Raw genomic sequence first — 20266 nt, forward strand, 5'->3', positions numbered from 1 at the left:
TGTCAATCCTTCCGGAGGGCCGTGATGGTTACGGCGTCAGGGGTGGTTTGGTGGACTGCCGGGACTGTGGAGCCCGGCAGCGAAGCGGCGGCGGCACCATGGGCCACAGCCTGACGGAGACAATCGGCCGGGGCGGCGCCCTGGCTGGAGGCGAGCAGGTAGCCGGCCAGCGAGGAATCACCGGCGCCCACCGTGCTCACCGCGGTGACCGGCGGGTGCGTGGCCAGCCACGCGCCGTCGGCCGTCACAAGTACCGCACCCTTGGAACCGAGAGTTGCGAGCACGGCACCCACGCCGGAGCGCACGACGGCGGAGGCGGCCACGGCGGCGGCCTCCGGATCCGCTTCGAGTTCCTCGGCGGACTTGTGCGTGGCGAACCCGGCTGCGGCAGCCAGCTCCACCAGTTCCTCGGCGTTGGGTTTCAGGAGATCCGGTTTCCCCAGCGCGTCGCCGGAGATCGCGGCGGCGAGCGGTTCGCCGGAGGAGTCGACGGCGATGAGGGGGGCCTCGTCGCCGTGATCCATGGAACGCAGCCGCCGGGTGACGGTGGCGTAGAAGTCGGCCGGTACCCCGGGTGGGAGCGATCCGGCCAGCACCACCCAGCTGGCTCCGCGGGCGCGGTCCAGGAGCAGCCCGATCAGGGCCTCCTGCTGGTCCGCACTCAGCACCGGGCCGGGTTCGTTGATCTTTGTAGTGACGCCGCCCGGTTCGGTGAGCGCCACGTTGCTGCGCAGCGGCTCGCCGATCGGGAGTGCGGCGAACGGGACGTCGGTCTCCCGGAGGCCGGCGAGGACGGGGTCCGCCTCGGCTCCGGGCAGCACCGCGACCGTCGTCAGGCCGGAGGCGACGAGGGCGCGGGAGACGTTGACTCCCTTGCCGCCGGATTCCTGCCGGACGGAGACGGCCCGCTGGACTTCGCCGCGGAGCAGGGGTCCCGGCAGCGCCACGGTGCGGTCCAGGCTCGGGTTGGCGGTCAGGGTGACAATCACGCGACCACCACCTCCACTCCGGCGTCCGCGAGGGCGTCAGCCAGGTCCTGGCTGGGTTTCGTGTCAGTGATCAAGGTGTCCAGATCTTTCAACGAGGCGAACTGGACCAGGGTTTCGGTATCCAGCTTGGAGGCATCAGCCAGCACCACAATGCGGCGCGCTGATTGGACGAAGGCAGCCTTGACAGCGGCTTCTTCAGGATCGGGAGTGCTCAGCCCGAAGGCTGCGTGGATGCCGTTGGTGCCGATGAAGGCGATGTCCGGGCGGAGCCGGCGGGCGGCTTCCACGGTGGACTGGCCAACGGCGGCCTGCGTGATTCCGCGGACCTTTCCGCCCAGCAGGTGCAGGGCGATGCCGGGTTCCCCGGACAATTTTGCCGCGACGGGCAGCGAGTGGGTGATGACCACGAGTTCCGCGGCGGGCTCCGAGATGGCAGTGGTTGCTGCCGTCCGGGCGGCCAGGAGTTCCGCGAGGGCCTCGGTGGTGGATCCGGCGTCGATCAGGATGCTGCCGGTGCGGTCCTGCGGGATGAGCGCCAGGGCGGCCTCGGCGATCCGGGTCTTTTCAGGCTGCCGCTGGTCGGTGCGGACCAGGATGCTTTCCTCGTTGGTGCTGAAGCGGTCCGGGGACACCGCGCCGCCGTGGACCCGGCGCACACTGCCGGCTGCTTCGAGGGCGGCAAGGTCGCGGCGGACGGTCTCGGTGGTGATGCTGAAGCGCTCGGCAAGGTCCGTGACGCTGGCGCGGCCGCTGGCAGTAATGAGCCCAACGATCAGCTGTTGGCGTTCTTCGGCGAACACTGGCTCTCCCTTGCGTCAGTACTGCGGGCCTTCCCGCCACTTCAGTGATAGCCATCACAGGTAGTGGAGTTGATTGACTTTATCTTTGAATCTGTGGCTTTGTCAATGGAAAACAACATGAACGCAGAATTCTCACCCCGCCCCCCGGGGGGACATGCCCAGTTTTCGCGCCTCAGGGTGGGCATATGGGCACTATGTCCGCTGTTGGCCGCACAGGTCGGGCATGCGCGGTCCGGGGGTTGGTGAGCCGTGGGACATGTCCAGTCTTTGCGCCGGGGGAATGGTGAGCCGGGGGACGTGTCCAGTCTTTGCGCCGAGTGGTTGTGGGCCCGTGGGACATGTCCAGTGTTCGCGCCAGGACGTGGGCACGGTGGGACTATGTCCACCCGTGGCACCGCAGGCTGGGCATGCCCGAGCTGGGGGTTGGTGAGCCAGGGGAGCATCGGGCGCTGGAGGCGCTCGGGCCGCGGGACATGTCCAGTGTTCGCGCCAGGGCGTGGGCATAGTGGCACCCTGTCCACCGGTGGCACCGCAGGCTGGGCATGTCCCCCGGGGCGGCGGGGGCGCCCGGAAATGCCGGACGCCGGGCCAGACCTGAGGTCCGGCCCGGCGTCCGGGTCGTTCATGGGGCGCACCGTGGTGCACGGCAGCGCCCGGGGACTAGATGCCGGCGTCGCGGCTCTCATTGCGGGTGATGGTCTCGCCGGTGTTGGGGTCGACGACGGAGCGGGTTTCGCTGACCCGGCGGGTGCGGCTGCGGCCCGGGGACGCCAGCACCAGGGAGGCGATCAGCCCGATGACACCCACCGCCATCAGGATGTAGCCGATCATGGTCTGGTCGACGTTGGGGATCAGTCCGGGGGTGATGGCCCAGGCCAGGATGGCGCCGAGGGCAATGAGGAAGATGGCGGAACCGATTCTCATGACTTGCTCCTTGTGTCCGGTGGGACGGATAGGTACTGCTAAGCATGCTGTCCAGCGTCAGGCTACAGTCCGGTGAGTGCTGTTTCAACGAACCGCGCGGCGCCGCTCCGGCCAGTTTTCGCGCGGCATCGTGCCTGCCCCGGCGGCTCCGGACCGCGGCGGCTGGGCCAGTGTGCGGCCGGGCCGCGGTTGTCCGATTCCGTAACGGACCGGCGGCTGGCGAAACCGGGGCGGCCCTGGACGGCGGATCGCACGTACTCTTAAAGGGTGCATCGCGGCATCCCCGTGCCTGCTGCCCCCGTTTGACCCTGCCTGACCCCGCTACGCCGCCCACCTGCCCCCGCACTGCCGCGGGTCCCATGGTGGGCCTCACAGAAATGCCGGTACCCATGCCTGAAGCTTCCCCCAGAGTTGTTGTCACCGGACTGGGCGCCGTGACTCCCGTAGGCGGGACCGCCGCCGAGACCCGGGCCGCGCTGCTGGCCGGGCGCTCCGGAATCACGGCGCTTGAGGAGGACTGGGCACAAGCGCTGCCCGTCCGCATGGCCGGCCAGGTGAAGATCGACGTCGCCGCGCTGCTCACCAGGCCCGAATACAAGAGGATGGACCGGTGCGGGCACCTGGCGCTGATCGCCGCCCGGGAAGCCTGGGAGCAGGCCGGCCGCCCGGAGGCAGATCCGGAGCGCCTGGCTGTGGTGATAGGTTCCGGCTACGGCGGCCTGGACACCACACTGGAGCAGACCCGGACCCTGGATTCCAGCGGCCCGCGCAGGGTTTCCCCGCATACCCTCACCCGGATCATGACCAACGCCCCCGCGGCGTGGGTCTCCATCGACGTCGGTGCCAAGGGAGGGGCGCGCACCCCGGTGAGCGCCTGTGCCTCCGGGGCGGAGGCCATCGCCCAGGCCGCCGACATGATCCGGGCCGGTGCGGCAGACGTGGTGATCGCCGGCGGCGTCGATGCCTGCATCAACGGCCTGATCATCAGCGGCTTCGCGCAAATCCGCGCCCTGTCCACCCGCAACGGGGACCCGCAGTCCGCATCCCGGCCCTTCGACCGGGACCGGGACGGATTCGTGATGGCCGAAGGCGCCGCGATCCTGGTCCTGGAACGCGAGGACCACGCCCGGGCCCGCGGGGCGGAGATCCTGGGTGTCGTGGCCGGAACCGCCGTCACGTCCGACGCCGTCGACATCGTTGCTGCCGATCCGGCCATGCAGCGCCGGGTGATGGAAAAGGCAATCGCGGCCGCCGGCCTTGGCGCCGGGGACATCGGCCTCGTCCACGCCCACGCGACGTCCACACCGGTCGGCGACCGCCTGGAAGCCGGGGCGATCAGGGCCGTGCTCGGAAACCAGGTTCCCGTCACCTCCACGAAATCCCTCACCGGTCACCTCCTCGGCGGGGCCGGCGCGCTCGGAGCCATCGTGATGATCCAGGCCTTGAAGACCGGGGAATTCCCCGGCACCGGCAACCTGGACCAGCCCGATGACGGGATCGACCTCCACCTCCTCCGCGAAACCGTTGCAGGCCAGCCGGCCAGGGCGGGCATCGCCAACGCATTCGGATTCGGCGGGCACAGCACCGCGCTGGTGATCACCGAAAGCTAGGCTGTTCCGATGGAGACAGTCGTCTGGTCCAGACCGGAACACGAACGCGCCGGCACGCCGCTGCTGGTGATGCTGCACGGCTACGGCCGGGACGAATCCCGGATGGTGAAGCTCTTTGGGAGCCTGCCGTCCGGGTTCACCTGCGCCGCGCTGCGCGGCCCCAAGGAGATCGGGGACGGCTACGGCTGGTTCCTGCTGGACTACTTCCTGACCCATGACTTCGCCGACGTCATCTCCTCCACCAACGCCGTCTTCGGCTGGATCGAATCCGTCAAGGCCCAGCACAGCAGCATCAGCCTTTTCGGCTACTCGCAGGGCATGGCCATGGCCACCACCCTGTTGCGGCTGCGGCCCGAGCAGTTCCGGGCCGTCGTCGGGCTCTCCGGTTTTGTCCTGGAAAACGAGCTTCTGGCCATGAGCGAATCGTTCGACGCCCGCCCGCCCTTCTTCTGGGGCCGTGACCGGGACGACGTGGTGATAAACGACGCCGCCACGGAGCACACGGAGGCATGGCTCCACGAGCACACGCAGCTCACGGCGCGGACGTACCCCGGAATGGGCCACTCGATTTCGGCGGCGGAACTCGTGGACGTCAGTGCGTTCCTCCGCCACTACGTGCTGCGCCCGGACGGCCCGGCGCAGGGCGCCGCCTAGGCCGCGGGGCGCCCGGCGCAACAGGGCTAAACGACCTTCATTCATTTATCCACTTGCGCGCCAATTTTGTAAGCGTTTACACTCGACGTTGGCCATGTTCACGGCCCACTTACTTCTGGGGGAAGAAAGGGCTGAGCCCCGTGCAGCAGGCCAAGACGCCGCGCGTCACCATCCAGGACGTCGCCGCCCTCTCGGGGCTGTCCATCTGCACCGTTTCCCGGGCCCTCCGGAATCTCCCCAACGTCTCCGTCCACGCCCGGGCCAAAGTCGACGACGCCGCCGCCAAGCTGGGATACAAGGCCTCACCGGCAGCCTCCCGGCTGGCGGGCGGAAGCACCGGTTCCGTGGCCATCATCGTCCCCACCGCCACCGCCTGGTTCTTCGCGCAGGCCGTCGAAGCGGCGGAGGAGATCTTTGCCGACAGCGGCTACGACACCGTCCTGATCAGCCTCCGCAGCCGGCCCAGCGTGCAGCACCAGCTGTTCGCCGACCTCGCCGGGCTGTCCCAGCGTGTCGACGGCGTCCTGCTTCTCAATATCGCCCTCAGCGACGCCGAACTGGCAGCCCTCGCCGGCTCGGGACTGGCCGTGGCCAGCGTGGGCATGCACGACGTGCCCTGGGACAACGTCGGGATCGACAACGAGGCCGCGGCGCGCACCGCCACCGAACATTTGCTGGGCCTGGGCCACTGGGATCTGGCCATGCTTTCCGGCAGCGAGGCGGGCGAACCCTCCCTGGTGACCGCCAACGAGCGGCTGCGGGGATTCGAACACGCCCTCGGCGCCCATCATCTGACGGTCGATCCGGACCTGGTCCTTGCGGCGGGATACAGCATTGAAGGCGGTCGGCTGGCCATGATCGAGCTGATCGAAAACCGCCGGATGCCCTCCGCGATCCTGGCCGGCTGCGACGAAACAGCCTTCGGCGCCCTCATGGCCCTGAGGGATCTCGGTTTGTCTGCACCGAAAAACGTGTCCATTATAGGAATAGACGATCACCAGATGAGCTGGTTCCTGGGGTTGAGCACTATCTCCCAGCCGGTAGCGGATCAGGGCGCGTTCGCGGCCAGCCTGCTGATTGACAGACTTCACCGCGCCGGGTTGCCGAACCCCCCGGCCAGCCACGTGCTGGAAACCAAACTGATAGCGCGCAAGAGCACCCGCCGCCGGCGCTGACCGGCGCTGAGCTCCGCGACTGGCTCCTCCAAGCGTTTGCCCTCCAAAGATTCCCGCCATGGCGCCGTGCCTGCCACCCGCCGAATGGCGTGCCCACCGATTTTGTTTACCGCCGTCTGAAAGGACAACCGATTCATGACTGAGCTTTCCAACAGCACCCCTTCGAGCTGGACCGGGGCCTCCGCCATCCTCTTTGACCTCGACGGCGTCCTGACCCCCACGGCGATCGTGCACGAACGCGCTTGGCAGGAACTCTTCGACGGCTTCCTCAAGACCGTGCCCGAGGCGCCCGCCTACCGTGAAAGCGACTACTTCGACCACATCGACGGCAAGCCGCGCTTCGACGGCGTCCGCGACTTCCTGGCCTCCCGCAACATCGTCCTGCCCGAAGGCCCGCTGGATGACGACCCGGCGCACGACACCGTCCACGGGCTGGGCAACCGCAAGAACAAGGTCTTCAACGACATCGTCGAGGCCGGCGGCGTCAAGCCCTACGAAGGCTCGGTGCGCTTCATTGACGCAGCGCTGGCCCGCGGGCTCAAGGTCGCCGTCGTCTCCTCCTCCCGCAACGCCCCGGCGGTGCTGAAGGCCGCCGGACTCTCGGACTACTTCCCGGTGGTGGTCGACGGCGTCGTCGCCGTTGCCGAAGGCCTGCCCGGCAAGCCCAGCCCGGCGACCTACGAGTACGCCGCCCGGCTGCTGGGCCTGCCCAGCGAGGAGTGCGTCGTCGTCGAGGACGCCGTCTCCGGGGTCCAGGCCGGAAGCGCCGGGAACTTCCACTCGGTGATCGGCGTGGACCGCGGTGCCGGCCGGCAGACCCTGCTGGCCGCCGGCGCCACCCTCGTGGTCAACGACCTCGACGAGCTCCTCTAGCCTCCGTTTCCGCCCTCCGTTTCCGCCCTCCGTTTCCAACCGCAGGGTCCCGCACCGACTTTCGCCACCTGACTCTTTACCGCCTGAAGGAAAATCCATGGCCCTCATCACTTCGGACCGCGCACGGTTCCCCAACGACCCCTGGCAGCTGGTGGAGACCGTCCACCTCCCTGGCAACGCCGGGACGCTGGAGACGCTCTTCAGCCTGGGCAACGGCCACCTCGGCATCCGCGGCGCCCACTGGTCAGCCCCGGACGCCGACCTGCCGGGCAGCTTCATCAACGGCTTCCACGAGACCTGGGACATCAAGCACGCCGAGAACGCCTACGGCTTCGCCCGCACCGGCCAGCGGATCCTCTACATCCCGGACGCCAACAACTTCACCGTGGTCATCGACGGCGAAACCCTGAGCCTGGAAGAAACCACCGTGCTGGACTACCGGCGCAGCGTCGACTTCGCCACCGGCGTCTACGACTGCCGGATCACCTGGCAGTGCCGCTCCGGCGCCACCGTGACCACCACCGAACGCCGCGCCGTTGGCTACGAATCCCGCGGCGCGCTCGGGATCTCGCTGGAACTGGCCGCGGACCGGGACATCTCCGCGGACGTGACCTCCTCGGTGATCAACCGCCAGGACCAGCCGGTCGAGGACCACTCGTCCCATGACCCGCGCCGCGCCGGCCGGCACGCCGGCCGCGTGCTGCTTCCCGTGCGGCTCGACGGCGGCGACGGCTCGCTGCGCCTGTCCTGGGAGACCGCGGAATCCAAACAGCGCATCGGCCTGGCCGTGGACCACTGGACGAACGCGGGGGTGCAGCCGTTCGACACCCAGGTGCACGAGGACGACAGCAGCGTGCGTTACGTCCTGGCCGTCGGCGCCGACGAGCCGTTCGTGCTGGAAAAAAGCGTCAGCTACGCCGTCGGGCAGGCATCCGAGGACCTGGCCGACGACGCGGAGGCGGGCCTCAGGACGCTCGCGGAGATCTTCGCCGAGAGCGCCGCGCACTACCGCGAGTACTGGACCACCAGCGACATCATCCTCGCCGGCCAGACCGAACTCCAGCAGGCCGTCCGCTGGAACCTCTTCCAGCTGGCCCAGGCCACGGCCTGCGCCGACGTGGCGGGCATCCCGGCCAAGGGCGTCAGCGGGTCCGGCTACGAAGGCCACTACTTCTGGGACCAGGAGGTGTACCTGATGCCGTACCTGACCTACACCAGCCCGGGCAACGCCCGCCAGGTCCTCGAGTTCCGCCACAACATGCTCCCGGAGGCCAAGATCCGCGCCAAGGAGCTCAGCGTCGACGGCGCCCTCTTCCCGTGGCGCACCATCAACGGGCTCGAGGCGAGCGCCTACTACGCCGCCGGCACGGCCCAGTTCCATATCGCCGCCGCCATCGCCTTCGCCACGAACCGCTACATCTGGGCCAGCGGCGACCAGGCGTTTGAGGAGACCCTCGGCTCGGAGCTGCTGATCGAGACCGCCCGGATGTGGGTCTCCCTGGGCTTCTTCGGCAAGGACGGGCTCTTCCACATCCACGGCGTCACCGGCCCGGACGAGTACACCGCCGTCGTCAATGACAACCTGTACACCAACGTCATGGCCCGGTTTAACCTGCGCGCCGCTGCGGCGCTGGACCACGCGGAGATCGACGACGCCGAACGCCAGCTCTGGGAACAGGCCGCCAACCGGATGCAGCTGCCCTACGACGAGGACCTCCAGGTGCACTCGCAGGACAACGACTTCATGACCCTGGAGCCGTGGGACTGGTCCACGCCGCGGGACAAGTACCCGCTGCTGCTGCACTTCCACCCGCTGGTGATCTACCGCCACCAGGTCCTCAAGCAGGCGGACAGCGTGCTGGCGATGTTCCTGCAGTGGCAGGACTTCACCGCCGAGGAGAAGCGCCGCGCCTTCGACTTCTACGACCCGATCACCACAGGCGACTCCACCCTGTCCGCCTGCGTGCAGGGCATCATGGCGGCCGAGGTCGGCTACGCCGACGCGGCGCTCGAGCACTTCACGCACGCGCTGTTCATCGACCTGGACGACACTCACGGCAACACGATCGACGGGGTGCACATCGCCTCGACCGGCGGGGTTTGGAGCTCGCTGGTCAGCGGCTTCGCGGGCCTCCGCGACCAGGGCGACGTGCCGTACTTCGACCCGCGGCTGCCCGCCGAATGGGACGGGCTGTCCTTCCACCTGAAGCTCCAGGGCCGGCTGCTGCAGCTCGAACTGGCACAGGGCTCCATCAGCCTGACCGTGCGCGAGGGCGCACCGCTGGAGGTCGAGGTGCGCGGCGAGCGGCTCACCGTCGACGGCGACACGGTGCGGGTTCCGCTGGCCCCGGTCGCGGTTCCGGAACCCACGATCTTCCCGAGCGGACTTCCGACGGCGTCAATTCCGATCGTGCGCGCGGCGGTCTAGGCCCGGTCCGGAGGCTTCGGCCCGGGCCGTGGCGTCGGCGAGGCCGTCCACCTCGAGGCCGTCCGGCTCGCGGCCGTCCAGCGGGTGGGCGAGTTCGTCGGCCGGCATCCGGGCGACGGCCATGGCGACGGCCGCCATCACCGGGCACACCGTCCCGGCGACCAGGAAGATAAGCCAGATCGGCAGCACCTCCGCGGCGGGTCCGGCGAGGGCCATCGAGACCGGCATCAGGGCCAGCGAGACGAAGAAATCCAGGCTGGACACCCGGCCCAGCAGGTGCGGCGGCACCCGGCGCTGCAGCAGCGTCCCCCAGATGACCATGCCCATGCCGCCGGTGGCGCCGAAGATGAACACCGCGGCGGCCAGCGCCCAGAAACTGTCCAGGATGCCCACGGCTGCCAGCGGCAGGCTGCCCGCACCCCAGCCCACCATCATGACGGTGAGATAGCGGCGCGGCAGCGGGAACGACGCCGTGGCCAGCGACGCTGCCGCGCCGCCGACGCCCGCGATCGCCAGCAGGAAGCCGAACATACGCGAGTCGCCGCCGAGCTGGTCGCGGACCACGAACGGCAGAAGCACCTCAATCGGTCCGATCAGGAACAACACGGAGATGCAGGCCCACAGCAGGGTCCACAGCAGCCAGGGCGTGCGGACCGTATAGCTGACCCCCTCGCGGAGGTCGTGCAGCACGGACGTCCGGGCGGGTTCGCCGGACCCCGACCCGGACCCGGCCTCGGCGCGCTCCGGCCCGGCCCCGCCCTCCGCCCCGGGCCGGGGCTGGCGGTGGAGCAGGTTGAGGATGGAAAAGGCCAGCAGGTGGCACACCGCCACCCCCGTCACGGCGTGCGCGGGGGACAGGGCGGCGACCAGGATGCCCGCGACGGCGGGACCGGCGGCCTGCTGCAGCATCGGCCGCATGGTCCCCTCCATGCCGTTGGCCGCGAGCAGGTCCTCCGGCGGAAGGATCCGGGGGAGGATGGCGGAGTAGGCGGGAAAGAAGAACGCCGCCCCGACACCCAGCACAAACCCGCCGAGCGCCAGATGCCAGAGCTGCAGCCAGCCCAGCAGGGCCAGCCCGCTGATGACGGCGATGACGGCAAGGTTGGCACCCTCCACCGCGATGATCAGGAGCCGCTGCGGGAACCGGTCCGCCGCGATGCCGCCCGCGAGGACAAACGCGACGAGTCCCACGCTGCCCGCCGCCGCCACGAGGGAGAGCTCCAGCGGGCCGCCGCCCAGATGGATCACCTCATAGACCATCGCCACCGCCCACATTCCGGAGCCGAAAATGGAGATGGCCAGGGCCGCAATCAGCACACGGTATTCCCGGTGCGCGAACGGGCGGAGGGCCCTCAGTGAACGCATGGCTCCAGTCTAGAGGCCCGGTCCCGACCCCACCCAGCCCATCCGGGGACGCGTCGGCGGGGCGCGTCCGCGCCGCAGGGCTACCCCCGGCTAGGCTCCTGTCATGAACACATCGGCCGGCTCGGCCACAACAACTTCGCGGCGCAGCCTGGCCCTCATCGGCGCCAACGCGGGACTCGCCCTGCACCCGGTGGACGCCGGTGGAACCCTGCTGCCGGGCGAGCCGGCGAGCTGCTTCGCGTCGTTCTGGATGGTCGACTGGTCCCGCTGGGGCGCCGGCCATGCCCTGCTGGTCGCCACCCTCCAGGGCTGGCGGAGCTACGGCACCAGCGAGTTCTTCGCCGCGACCCTGGCCACCGAACTGACCCGCCATTTCCCGGAGGCTGCCCGGTTTCCGCTGGACGCCATCACCCACACCGACGACGAGTTCGACGTCGGCCTCGACGCCGGGAGGGGACTCCGGGCCATCGGACGGAAGGCCGAGCTGGAGATCAGCGGGGTCCTGGACCGCCGGCAGTTCGCCGCTCCCAACTTTCAGCTCGGAGACTCCAGCGCCTCGCTCAGCAACGTGTACCTGCCGTGCGGCACCGGCCGGCTCGTGGAATTCGGGGTGGAATGGCCCGGCGCCGCCAGTATGTACCCCGGTCCGCTGGGCCCGGCGTCGTCGGCGTTCGTGGCCGTCGCCGAATCGTGGGCGCTCTAGCTGCCTCGCCCGGGCGGTGGCTGAGGCGGGCCGATGCGCGGTCGGCGCGGCCGTGGCCTAGTGTTAACACCAGACGAAACTCAGCACCCTTACAGTTCACGGAGAGGCGACGATGGCCAAGCGCAGCAACCCGGCAATGAAGATTGCCCAGAAGTCAGCACACAGTGCGATGTTCGACGCCCAGGGCAAGCCCAAGCCGGGCGTCCACAACGTGCTCCTGCGGGCCGTGGAAGTCCAGCGCCCGCTGGTGCTGGCGAACATCCGCCGGCTCCAGCGGAGGAATCCCCAGGCCACGGCGGCGCAGCTCGCCGCGACCCTGGAACGGGACTACCTCATCGCCGTCACCGGCGGCGGCGCCCTGGTGGGCGGCGCGGCCGTCATTCCCGGCGTCGGGACCGCCGCCGCGCTGGGCCTCTCGGCCGCCGCGACCATCGGTTTCCTCGAAGCCACCGCACTGTTCTCCACCTCCCTCGCCGAACTCCACGGCGTCCGGCTGGTGGACCCGGAGAAGGCCAGCACCCTGGTCATGGCCATCATGCTGGGAGAGGAAGGCACCGCACTGTTGAGCTCGCTGAGCGGGCAGGCCGCGGGACAGGGCAAGGGCCCCACCCAGGCCTGGGGTTCCCTCTTCTCCCGCCGGGTCCCGCTGTCCGGCTTCGGAACGGTGCGCGAACGGATCCAGACCATGTTCCTCCGCACCCTGCTCAAACAGCAGGGCACGGCCCTGCTGGGCCGGGCGTTGCCGTTCGGCATCGGCGCCGTCGTCGGCGGCGTGGGCAACCGGATGATGGGGCGCGCCGTCGTCGCGAACGCCAAGGAGGCGTTCGGCCCGATGCCGCTCATCATCCCCGGCGAACTGGGCGGCCCCGCGGCACCTGCCGGCCCGGCGGCAGACGCAGGCCCGGGGGCCGTGCCGGGCAGCAGGGACAAGGCGGCGCAGGAAGGCGGCACGTTTTGGATCTGAACGCTGACCTGGGGGAGTCCTACGGGACCTGGACCATGGGCGACGACGCCGCGATGTTCCCGCTGGTCACCAGCGCCAGCGTGGCCTGCGGCCTGCACGCCGGGGACCCGGTGACCATGCTGGACACCTGCCGGGCCGCGTACGAGCTCGACGTCCGGGTCGGCGCGCACCTCGGCTACCCGGACCTCGCCGGCTTCGGCCTCCGGTCCATGGACATCACCTTTGATGACCTCTTCGGCGCCGTGCTGTACCAGCTCGGCGCCCTGGACGGGGTGGCGCACGCCGTCGGCGCCTCAGTGGACTACGTCAAACTGCACGGGGCGCTCTACGACCGGACAGTGCGCGACGCCGAGCAGGCCTCCGCCGTGGTCGCCGCGATCCAGGCCTACGATCCGGGACTTCCCGTCCTGGGCTTCCCGGGCTCCGCCCTGCTCGGCATCGCCCGGGAAGCCGGCCATCCGGTCTTCGCCGAGGCCTTCGCCGACCGCGCCTACCTGCCGGACGGCACCCTCGTGCCGCGCGCGCAGGACGGGGCCATGCTGGACGACGTCGACCGGATCACCGAACGGGCGGTGCGCCTCGCCACGAAGGGCGAGATCGAGGCCGTTGACGGCACCGTGCTCCGGATCGAACCGCAGTCGCTGTGCATCCACGGCGACACCCCCGGTTCCCTCGCCACGGCCGCCGCGATCCGCACGGCCCTGGAAAGCGCCGGCGTCGAACTGGAGAGTTTCGCCTGACCCGTGTCTGACGGATCCCCCCGCCCGGTTCCCGCGCCGCTAACCGGCGAGATCTGGCTTCCACGTACGCCATGAGTTGTTCCCGTTCGCGCGCACTCTCAGGATCGGTCAGTGACATCAACGCCTATGGCATGCCGGCGTATGTCTGGCATTTTCTTCCAAGCTGCGGGAGTCATCGCCCTGGGCGTCCGTCGGCCGAGGAGCGCCGGGTCTGGGAGCTGGCGCTTTGGGCGTCCGATTTCAGTTCTACGGGTGCCTGATCCGCCGGTACTTCAGAGTCGCTGCGGTCGGTCATCGTCCCTGCCTTTCCGAGACGAATCGTGCGTCTACTCCGGCGAGATTCAAGTCTGGTCAGAGCTAAGGCACCCCAACGAAGCCGCGTGTTTGGTTCCGTGGGAGATCGTGGCCTCCGTTCTTCCGCGTACGGGACACGCGCAGCGTCCAGGGAACGATGAACGCACCCACCGAAGGTCCAAATCGAGAGGACGAGGTATCCGCAGTTTTGTTTTCTGTTGTCCTCGGTTCCGGCTGCCGTCCATGAGGTCGCTGTGGGGCTGGCGCTGCTCTTCGGTGTGCTGACTTGCAGTGACTTGCTGGTCGGGCCTTCGTCGGCGTGCGTCGTTCGTGGGGGTGCCCTGATCGCCGCCCTGACCTTCGAGTTGTTTCAGGATGCCTTCGAGCACCGGGGAATCGGGCTCGCAGCGACCGGCCTGTTCATCGGTGCCCCCGGGTTCGTGCTCTCGTGTTCCCGCTACTCATGCGATTGCGGCTCGACCGGGTCGGCGGCCGCTTCGGGAGTGCCCATATCCGGGTCGATCTTGTTTGCAGCATCACCAGCAAGGGAGTCTCGTGCGGACGCGTCCTCGGGTGGCACTTCGTCCCGTTCACCCTCCCGGGGTTTCCGGACGTTGTGGTCTTTGTTTCCCATGTGCTCCTCCAGATTTGTGCAACTTGATCAGGGACGCGTGCCCGCTCAGCAGACCTATCCGCCACTGGACAGCTGCCGGGTGTTAAGGGTCGAGGGCGGATGGCCCCCTCAGCCGCGGCCCATGGAGGCAGCCGGGTCCTCGTCCCCTTCCGAGGGGTCGGCGCGAAGGCCATCCGGGTCCGGCTCCGGCAGGCCGCCTGGTCCAGGGACCCCGCGCGGGGGACGCGCGACGCTTTCCTCCCCCGCTGCTGCTTCGCTGCCCAAAGCCCCGGAGCGATCATCGCCCTCACTGGGGACCGGAGTTCCGGCGCTCCCATGACCTCGCGCCTCCACGGTACCGTCGGTCCGGTTCGCTGCGTCGGCCAACGTCTCTGCCCCCGCTTCACCGGCATTGGATCCTTCACTGATGGATGAGTGGACCTTGATTTCTTCATCGGGGTCGCCGGGTTCCGGCACATGAGCGTCGTCATTCGGCTCTGACAGCCCGGCGAGATCCTTAAGAGCGTTCTCGGCCGCTCCACGCACGTTGTCTTCGATTCCCATCACACGCTCCTTCGCTGTCGTCGCATTGCTCTCGTGCGGACTTGACAGCACCAGAAATAGCAGCATGCTTACCAATAGTCCATAGCCAATGAGCACGGAAGGCTGCAGTCGATGAGAGCCCAACATTCTGGCGGCGGACCGGACAATCCGGACCGGGCCCTCGACGGCAGCCCCGATCGGCAGCACGGATGAGGCGGAAGACCCCGACGGTACAGCCGGGGATCGGCGTCGTCCTCGAAATCGGATCCGCTGGAGGGGAACGTTACCGGCCGGAGCCGGGAGGGGGAATGGCCCCTGGGGAAACCCCGCCCGCGGAGGACCAGATGAGCAGGGATCAGGGTCACGAAGAGTGACTGCCGACGCCCCGGGAGCGGAGGACCACGACAGAGGGGTCCTGCGCCTGTCAAAACAGCAGCCCTACAGTCAGGACAACGCCGCGCCGCGCTGCCCGCTCGTACATTCCTAATCTCTGAGCCGTGTATCTTTCGGCCCTGCATCACGGTCTTTACGAGCCCGAACCGGGTAGTCCTCGAGTAATTTGGATCTGGCCGAGTCGCTGGCATGGCGATTCGGCCAGCAGGAGCCGCAAACGGGAGGATCTGGTCCAGGTGGCGTACTTGGGCCTCGTCAAAGCGGCGCGGGCGTTCGACGAATCCAAGGGCACCAGCTTTGCGAGCTTTGCCGCCCCCTCTATCAAAGGGAGCTCAAGCGCCACCTGCGAGACCGGTGCTGGGTCGTCCTCCCCCCGCGGGGCGTTCAGAACCTTCGCATTGAACTCCTGCGTGCAGAACCGGAACTGGCCCAGGCCCTGGGCCGGAATCCAGGTCCGGCGGAACTGGCCGGGGCGTTGGGTGCTCCAGTCCGGGCCGTGCAGGTGGCAGCGGCGGCCGCATCCAGTATGCGTCCGGATCACTCGATGCCGCCGATCCACACTCCGATGCTCCGTCGAGGACAGAGGGGCTGGCGGTACAGGATCCCACAGTTGAGCGGCTCGATGAGCTCATCTGGCTGACCCAGGCCATTGAAGAACTCTCAGGTCCAGAACGGGATCTGTTGTACCGTCGCTTCTTCTGTGAGGAAAGCCAGGCCGAATTGGGCAGGCGGTTCGGGGTGTCGCAGATCCAGATCTCACGGCGGCTGGCGCGGGTGCTCATGTGTCTGCAACAGCGGCTCTTGGAGGCGGAGGGTCATAAGAGCCGGAGCTCGCGGATGGGGCTTCCAGCCGTCCAGAGCAGAGACGGCCAGCAGCGCAGGATCCGGGTCGGAGGCAATGGCGTCGCCCCGGCGCAGCCGGCCTTTGTCAGTACGATATGCGGACCCGGCGGTCTGACGCCCATCAGCCTGGACTTCAACCATTCCCACCGAACGGAAGAACCACGAGCGGTTACCGTCCGGAGAACGATTCTTCGAATCCTGATAAAAAGTTAGGTGGCGGGGACGGGACCACGCCTGGCCGCAGCAATGCAACGCAGGCCAAGGATCCCGCGGCCAGCCAACCCCGATCCTTTGAAAGGCAACATAACCAAGGTCGGGCCCGAGGCGGGGGTGGCGCCGGGGGAGACGCCTACCGCCGAGGACTCAAAGAGCGGGGATCAACGTCAGGAGGAATGAGCTGAGTCGGCTCTAAGGCCTCCGCCATGCGGATGTTCCGGCTCTCCAGGGTGGTCGTCACGATGGCGACCCGCCGGATCTGTTGGCGGAAGTCGGGAGGATCCCGCCCTGGTGTCGCCACGCAGGTCTGGGACCGGTCTTCCAAGCGGCCAATACAGAGGAAGTGGACGTTGCGGTTTCTGGCCATGCGACTGCACCGGATCATCCCCATGGTGTCCGACACCAAAATGGGGCCGGTGACTTCCCAGGGCGTGACCGTTATCGGGGAGTGAGCGGGGGCGAGGACTGCCGTCCCCGGCCTGCGCCCAGGCCATCCAGCATTTCAGTCAAAGCCTCGAGTGACGACCATCGGGGCGTCCACCCCAAGAGCTCGCGTGCCCGCGCCGTTTCCATGATAGGTGCCCCGGCCGCCATGTCGATCCATCCGCCGTCGGTTGCCTGCAGCCGCAAGCGCCAACTAACGTCGACCACGGCGCGCAGTACAGGAAGCGGCAACGGCAACAGCCGTCGGGTGCCGAACACCCAACCCAGCGCATTGGGATCGAGAATAGGTTCTGCTGCGATGTTAAATGCGCCTTCGGCCCGCCTCTCCAGCACGCGCCAATAGGCGTCCGCGACGTCGGCGGCGTTCACTGCCTGGAATACCAGCTCCTTCGGAATCGGCAGCAGGGGCAACCAGAGTTTTGCGCGGGATGAGACGCGCCAGGACCCTGCCAAGGAAATAGCGGCCGACCTCGCTGCCGGCCTCGGCACTGAACGTCAATCCGGGTCGAAGCCGTGCCACGACGACGTCGGGGTTCTCCTTGGCAAAACCGTCCAAAAGCCTTTCCTGCGCGGCCTTGTCCACACTGTAATGGGACCCCTTGATGCCGCCTGCCGGCCAGCTCTCTTTGGTCCGCTGGTTTTTGGGAGCAGGCGAGTAGGCGCCCACTGACGAAGCGCACACGACGTGCCGGACCCCGGCCGTCCGGGCCGCAGCGAGAACGTGGGCCGTGCCGGCCACGTTCGTCCGGCGGAGGAGCTCCCGGTCATGGTTGGGCTGGATCAGCCAGGCCAGGTGCACCACCGCGTCGGCCCCGGTGAAGGCCTTCGCCAATGCCGCTTGGTCCCTCGGGTCTCCGATGTCCAGGCCATGCCACTCCACGTCGCGATACGGGGGGGCATCCTGGTCTGGGTCACGGCGGGCTATACCCACGAGTTGAAGGTCGGCGCCCTCCTCCGAGTGGGCTGCCTGAAGCCGCTTCAAAAGTGCCGAGCCAACGTGGCCGGTGGCTCCGGTGATGACAATGCGCATGGGCTTCTCCTCAGCGTGGTTTGGCGGCTGTGGTTCAGGTTGTGCTTGGCAGTGCGGGTACTTGCCGATGCTCAGTGATCGTCGCCTGCGTTGCCGCGTCACTGCTTTCACGATCGAGGAGAACCTCTACGCCAAGCAGAATTGTCACCCGGCAACAGGGCGTCAGCGATGCCTCGACACTAGCTGGTGCCCAGCCTACATTGAGGCTATGAGCGAAGAACCTAACCAACCGGCCACAGTACCTGTCGGCGCCGGGAACGAAGGCAGCACCCCAGGCACAGGCGACTTCACCACTGGTGTCGATCCCAGTTTTATCCCTGATGAAAGCGACGAAACCCCGGAGGAAAAGCGCGCCCGGATACACCCTGAAGCGACCGGAAGCTAGCACTCCCGACTACCTTAACCCTGCACGACGGTGGGCCACCCGCTGCGTCCGACCGTCAACTCCCGTTTCAGCGAGTGAAATGCGTCCGGCCAAACACGTTTGGCCGGACGAATCTGGAGGAATGCCTGCACATCGCATGGGCCCGTACACACGCAATTTCACGATTTGCCGCAGCACTCCTCCGCAACGGCCGCGTCATGGCGCATCTCCTTTCCGCAGCAACACCGCCCCGACGGTTCTAATGACAACCTCGCTCTTGGACCAGGCCGGCCTGAAGCCGCTGTGTGTGCATCGGCTACGGGAGGCGGGTGCTCATTCCCTTGACGTTTCCCCACAAGACCCCTGGACCTGGAATCTTTGACTAGCACCGCTGGATGGTCACCACCGGGTGAAAGAACGAGGGACGCGCTTGTGCATTTTGCTGCCCCGGACCACATGACCGGAGCAGGGCCGACTTATAGCTGTCCATTGCTGGGTCAATTTGGGTTATCCACGGCTGGAAACCGGAAGCCCTTGGGGGAGCTTCCTCGGCAGCAGGTGCGGGGATAACTCAGGCTACAGCCCGGGCTCCGTTCAAAGGACCAATGTCATGGGTGTACGTGTCGATGATCTCGTCAACGACGTTGCCCTTGATGTAGCCCGCGTCCTCATGGACAACGAAGGCCCCTTCAAGAGATGCGCCCACGACGGACACAAGACCCGAACATCGGAGAAGGCAGCACTGCCCCACGTCGTGCCTGAGGCCGGCATCTTCGACTGAGGCCGGGGCCTACCGCCACCGCGATAACACCTGCGTCCGAACTTTGTGCCCCGGGCCGCACCGCAAGCCACTCCGAACGCCCGGCACCTCTTCTGAGCCGGCGTAATGACGTTTCCTCAACCTGCCTGTTTGGTCAGCGAACATGCAGGAGCCACACGGCAGAGTCCCACGAAGCTCCCAGCTTTAGGGATTAACCTAATTTAGCCCGCGCAGTCCACTCCGCGCAGAACCATGGCCGTGAAATTTGCCGTAGCAGCCAAATGGCTCCTGATGAACGCTGGCGCAGGCCTTCTTCTTGACATGCTCACTTTGAAGTTCCGTGTCGCAGGTCGAACCCGCGCCACTTGAGGAAGGGACCACTCCTTCGATACTTCAACATTTAACTAAATGGTGGACATGCTGTCAGCTGCCCGGGCAGAGGCGCCCCTGAAAGCCCCAAGCAATCGCCGCACAAGAAAGCCAGATCCATATGAAAACAACTATTGAGCTCCCGAAGACCGTCACCGCAACCGACCGCGCAAGCATGGAACGCCAGCTCGACGAAGCCGTGGACGCCGCCTTATCACAGGCAATGCATGAAGGGCGTCAGGGAATCCTGGTCACCCAACATGACCCCGTCTCCTTCACGGTCGATCTCAGCGATGCCGTCCCGTTCGGACTGACCCGCGAACATCGGGACTGGTAGACCACCCCTGGCTGGGCTGATACCGGAAACGCCGGCAGCTGACTGACAACCGTCCGCGCACCGCATCCGGCCAGCGGGGTCCAGGGCTCTGCGCACCGCCCAGGCAGGCCGCGGTTAGCTGTATGCCATTGTCCCCGACATGGCGGGCAATGCGGATGACCTGGTGTCACTGCGGACGGCCACCGTGGCTCGATCGGGAGGCGGTTTATGCGCTGTGAAGCAGCTCTTACCGGGCTAATTCCGGAACGCCGATATTGGACCTTTTGTGAGGCTGGCGTTCCGGGTCGAACGCAGCTGAACACTGTCGGCGCCAGGACCTCGAAGACGGCCAAGCCGGACGGTGGGTAAGACGCTGGGACGCGGGGGGCTGGAAGAATTAAGAGATTGGCCACGCATTCGAGGGTCAACTTTTGGCGCTTCGGACGAGGACTGCAGGCCGGGGGCGATCAGGGAATATCGGGGCTATGGTGTACGTTGCAGCTCCGTCAGACACAGAACACCCGAAAAGAGATACACAACCAAGTGGCAACCGATTACGACGAAGTACGTTCCGACGTTAAGGAATCACAGGACCGCTCCCTTGAGGCGCTGCAGTCCGCCAACGCTCCTGATGCCCGAAGCGTCGTCCGCGAGCTGGACGAATCCGATGCTCTGGACGAGGCCATGACCCCGGGCGGGGAATTTGTCTCCGAGGAACTCATTGTTCAGGTCATTCCCCAGGCCGAGGATGAGTTCACCTGCTACTCCTGTTTCCTGGTCCGGCACCGGTCCCAGCTCGCGCATGAAAGGGGCGGCCACTCGTACTGCATCGAGTGCGAGGGTTAGGAAGCTCGCG

Annotated in this window: 20 protein-coding genes and 1 pseudogene; 15 read left to right on the forward strand and 6 right to left on the reverse strand. The window is 67.4% G+C overall.

What is annotated here, in order from left to right; genetic code table 11:
• Nucleotides 1-2: 2 nt before the first annotated feature.
• From J2W14_RS02855 to J2W14_RS02865, 3 genes are all read right to left on the reverse strand, one after another.
• Nucleotides 3-989 (reverse strand): 1-phosphofructokinase family hexose kinase, encoded by a 987-nt coding sequence (locus tag J2W14_RS02855; RefSeq protein WP_307458056.1) that lies wholly within the window; start codon nt 987-989, stop codon nt 3-5.
• Nucleotides 986-1789: a DeoR/GlpR family DNA-binding transcription regulator gene (locus J2W14_RS02860; protein ID WP_307458058.1), complete on the reverse strand. Its 804-nt coding sequence runs from the start codon at nt 1787-1789 to the stop codon at nt 986-988. Before J2W14_RS02860 ends, J2W14_RS02855 begins: the two co-directional genes overlap by 4 nt.
• 660 nt (nt 1790-2449) lie before the next feature.
• A complete protein-coding gene (locus tag J2W14_RS02865) occupies nt 2450-2713 on the reverse strand; it encodes a DUF6458 family protein (protein WP_226774695.1) in 264 nt (87 codons plus the stop codon).
• A 389-nt stretch (nt 2714-3102) separates the two neighbouring features.
• Between J2W14_RS02865 and J2W14_RS02870 the strand changes: the two genes are divergently transcribed.
• The 5 genes from J2W14_RS02870 (at nt 3103) to J2W14_RS02890 (ending at nt 9453) form a co-directional block, all read left to right on the forward strand.
• The gene (locus J2W14_RS02870) at nt 3103-4323 is read left to right on the forward strand and encodes a beta-ketoacyl-[acyl-carrier-protein] synthase family protein (RefSeq protein ID WP_307458064.1); all 1221 of its coding nucleotides are present in this window, start codon (nt 3103-3105) and stop codon (nt 4321-4323) included.
• A gap of 9 nt (nt 4324-4332) precedes the next feature.
• Nucleotides 4333-4977: an alpha/beta hydrolase gene (locus J2W14_RS02875; protein ID WP_307458066.1), complete on the forward strand. Its 645-nt coding sequence runs from the start codon at nt 4333-4335 to the stop codon at nt 4975-4977.
• 140 nt (nt 4978-5117) lie between these two features.
• The gene (locus J2W14_RS02880) at nt 5118-6152 is read left to right on the forward strand and encodes a LacI family DNA-binding transcriptional regulator (RefSeq protein WP_307458068.1); all 1035 of its coding nucleotides are present in this window, start codon (nt 5118-5120) and stop codon (nt 6150-6152) included.
• A 135-nt stretch (nt 6153-6287) separates the two neighbouring features.
• On the forward strand, nt 6288-7025 hold the full coding sequence (locus tag J2W14_RS02885; protein WP_307458071.1) for an HAD family hydrolase: 738 nt from the start codon (nt 6288-6290) through the stop codon (nt 7023-7025).
• A 97-nt stretch (nt 7026-7122) separates the two neighbouring features.
• Complete coding sequence (locus tag J2W14_RS02890; protein WP_307458074.1) at nt 7123-9453, forward strand: glycoside hydrolase family 65 protein; 2331 nt, start codon at nt 7123-7125, stop codon at nt 9451-9453.
• On the opposite strand, the gene J2W14_RS02895 is transcribed toward J2W14_RS02890, so the two are convergent.
• Entirely contained in the window at nt 9424-10818 is a 1395-nt protein-coding gene (locus J2W14_RS02895) for an MFS transporter (protein WP_307458077.1), read from the reverse strand. The genes J2W14_RS02890 and J2W14_RS02895 overlap by 30 nt on opposite strands.
• Nucleotides 10819-10921: 103 nt before the next feature.
• On the opposite strand from J2W14_RS02895, the gene J2W14_RS02900 reads away from it, so the two are divergent.
• The 3 genes from J2W14_RS02900 (at nt 10922) to J2W14_RS02910 (ending at nt 13225) form a co-directional block, all read left to right on the forward strand.
• Nucleotides 10922-11521: a hypothetical protein gene (locus J2W14_RS02900; RefSeq protein ID WP_307458079.1), complete on the forward strand. Its 600-nt coding sequence runs from the start codon at nt 10922-10924 to the stop codon at nt 11519-11521.
• A gap of 112 nt (nt 11522-11633) precedes the next feature.
• A complete protein-coding gene (locus J2W14_RS02905; RefSeq protein ID WP_307458082.1) occupies nt 11634-12485 on the forward strand; it encodes a hypothetical protein in 852 nt (283 codons plus the stop codon).
• Nucleotides 12476-13225, forward strand: a complete 750-nt coding sequence (locus J2W14_RS02910) for a LamB/YcsF family protein (protein WP_307458085.1) — start codon at nt 12476-12478, stop codon at nt 13223-13225. The genes J2W14_RS02905 and J2W14_RS02910 overlap by 10 nt, the downstream gene beginning before the upstream one ends.
• Before the next feature lie 1036 nt (nt 13226-14261).
• Here J2W14_RS02910 and J2W14_RS02915 read toward each other — a convergent pair.
• Nucleotides 14262-14696 (reverse strand): hypothetical protein, encoded by a 435-nt coding sequence (locus J2W14_RS02915; RefSeq protein WP_307458088.1) that lies wholly within the window; start codon nt 14694-14696, stop codon nt 14262-14264.
• A 287-nt stretch (nt 14697-14983) separates the two neighbouring features.
• Between J2W14_RS02915 and J2W14_RS02920 the strand changes: the two genes are divergently transcribed.
• The 3 genes from J2W14_RS02920 to J2W14_RS02930 all read left to right on the forward strand — a co-directional run bounded on the left by J2W14_RS02920 (nt 14984) and on the right by J2W14_RS02930 (nt 16124).
• A complete protein-coding gene (locus J2W14_RS02920; RefSeq protein WP_307458293.1) occupies nt 14984-15049 on the forward strand; it encodes a hypothetical protein in 66 nt (21 codons plus the stop codon).
• Nucleotides 15050-15304: 255 nt separating this feature from the next.
• Nucleotides 15305-15682, forward strand: coding sequence for a hypothetical protein (locus J2W14_RS02925; RefSeq protein ID WP_307458090.1), 378 nt, complete (start codon nt 15305-15307; stop codon nt 15680-15682).
• Nucleotides 15683-15749: 67 nt separating this feature from the next.
• Nucleotides 15750-16124 carry a sigma factor-like helix-turn-helix DNA-binding protein gene (locus tag J2W14_RS02930; protein WP_307458093.1) on the forward strand — a complete coding sequence of 125 codons (375 nt, stop codon included), beginning with the start codon at nt 15750-15752 and terminating at the stop codon, nt 16122-16124.
• 441 nt (nt 16125-16565) lie between these two features.
• Here J2W14_RS02930 and J2W14_RS02935 read toward each other — a convergent pair.
• Nucleotides 16566-17601: pseudogene (locus J2W14_RS02935) on the reverse strand (NAD-dependent epimerase/dehydratase family protein).
• A gap of 208 nt (nt 17602-17809) precedes the next feature.
• On the opposite strand from J2W14_RS02935, the gene J2W14_RS02940 reads away from it, so the two are divergent.
• The 4 genes from J2W14_RS02940 to J2W14_RS02955 all read left to right on the forward strand — a co-directional run bounded on the left by J2W14_RS02940 (nt 17810) and on the right by J2W14_RS02955 (nt 20256).
• Nucleotides 17810-17986: a hypothetical protein gene (locus J2W14_RS02940; protein ID WP_307458096.1), complete on the forward strand. Its 177-nt coding sequence runs from the start codon at nt 17810-17812 to the stop codon at nt 17984-17986.
• Between the two features lie 589 nt (nt 17987-18575).
• Nucleotides 18576-18746 (forward strand): hypothetical protein, encoded by a 171-nt coding sequence (locus tag J2W14_RS02945; protein ID WP_307458099.1) that lies wholly within the window; start codon nt 18576-18578, stop codon nt 18744-18746.
• Nucleotides 18747-19215: 469 nt separating this feature from the next.
• Complete coding sequence (locus J2W14_RS02950; RefSeq protein ID WP_307458102.1) at nt 19216-19431, forward strand: hypothetical protein; 216 nt, start codon at nt 19216-19218, stop codon at nt 19429-19431.
• A gap of 522 nt (nt 19432-19953) precedes the next feature.
• Nucleotides 19954-20256: a DUF4193 domain-containing protein gene (locus tag J2W14_RS02955; protein WP_307458104.1), complete on the forward strand. Its 303-nt coding sequence runs from the start codon at nt 19954-19956 to the stop codon at nt 20254-20256.
• Nucleotides 20257-20266: the final 10 nt, after the last annotated feature.

Source organism: Pseudarthrobacter oxydans, from assembly GCF_030812335.1.
Lineage (GTDB): Bacteria > Actinomycetota > Actinomycetes > Actinomycetales > Micrococcaceae > Arthrobacter > Arthrobacter oxydans_B.